Origin of the sequence: Microcoleus sp. AR_TQ3_B6, assembly GCF_036702785.1 — a bacterium.
Lineage (GTDB): Bacteria > Cyanobacteriota > Cyanobacteriia > Cyanobacteriales > Microcoleaceae > Microcoleus.
This window is the reverse complement of sequence record NZ_JAUBVJ010000025.1, coordinates 55,274-56,351: the sequence shown is the minus strand read 5'-3', so window position 1 is coordinate 56,351 and position 1,078 is coordinate 55,274. Positions and strand designations below refer to the sequence as shown.

Sequence of the window (1,078 nt, the reverse complement as noted above, 5' to 3'; positions counted from 1 at the left end):
GCGAGCAGCTCGGAGACTGTTACAAATGTTCAAGGCTCAGGTGAATCTACCAGTCGTGAAGCAGTCGGTGCGAGCAGCTCAGAGACTGTTACAAATGTTCAAGGCTCAGGTGGATCTACCAGTCGTGAACCAGTCGGTGCGAGCAGCTCGACACAGTTCACCTTCCGCTTTAACGAAGACGAGTTAAAGCAGAAGTGGGAGGAGCAGTTACAGCAGATTAATGCATCTATGAAAGTCGTAGATGAAAACGATGTGAAACTGGAAGGTCAGTATTGGGAGCAGCTCGAACAGTGGCTCTTCAAGAACTACGAGAAGCAATTCAAGAACCTGGCTATAGAAGTAGCTAAGGTCAGGTTCACGATGGATGCCTATACACAGCAGATGGAGTTTAGTCTGAACCAGCAATTGCAGGGCTGGTCTAGCTACTTAGACAAGCTAGTGGAAAATAGGCTCAACGTTGAGATATCGAACAAAATTAACCAACAGATCAACCAGTACGTTGACCAAACCTTTGAGCAAAAGATACGTAACAACATCGGATTAATTATCAACAACATTCTACGCAAGCAGGAACTCAACCAGTACATCGACCAGCAAGTCAATCAGCAAATCGACTCTGCCTTCGAGCAAAAGATACGTAGCAACGTCGGATTAATTATCAACAACCTTGTAAATAAGCAGGAACTCAACCAGTACATCGATAGGCAGGTCGATGGGAAAATCGACTCCTCCTTTGAGCAAAAGATACGCAATAACATCAACCTAATTACTCAGAATATTGTCAATGATAATACTGACCTTAATCAGTACGTCAGCCAACAAATTGACAACACTTATGAGCAAAAGGTACGAAATAACTTGCATCTGATTACTCAGAACATTGTCAATAACAATGAGGAATTAAATCAGTACATCGACCGACGCTTACAGCAGACTGTAACAAACAGTGAAGTTAACAACGAGTTTGTCAACGTCGTTGCCAACAGTGCTGAAATTAACACCAAGATTGAGAATCTCCGCAACGAATGGAATCGGACATTCCTCAATCTGGCTACACAGCATGTCGATGAACTGAGCA

At 43.4% G+C, this 1,078-nt stretch carries 2 protein-coding genes; both read left to right on the top strand.

The window, feature by feature from the left end; genetic code table 11:
- On the top strand, positions 1-187 hold a 187-nt coding region (locus QUB56_RS14565), incomplete at its 5' end, for a hypothetical protein (protein WP_332956005.1).
- A 41-nt stretch (positions 188-228) separates the two neighbouring features.
- The coding region (locus QUB56_RS14560) for a hypothetical protein (RefSeq protein WP_332956004.1) at positions 229-1,078 on the top strand (850 nt) is incomplete at its 3' end.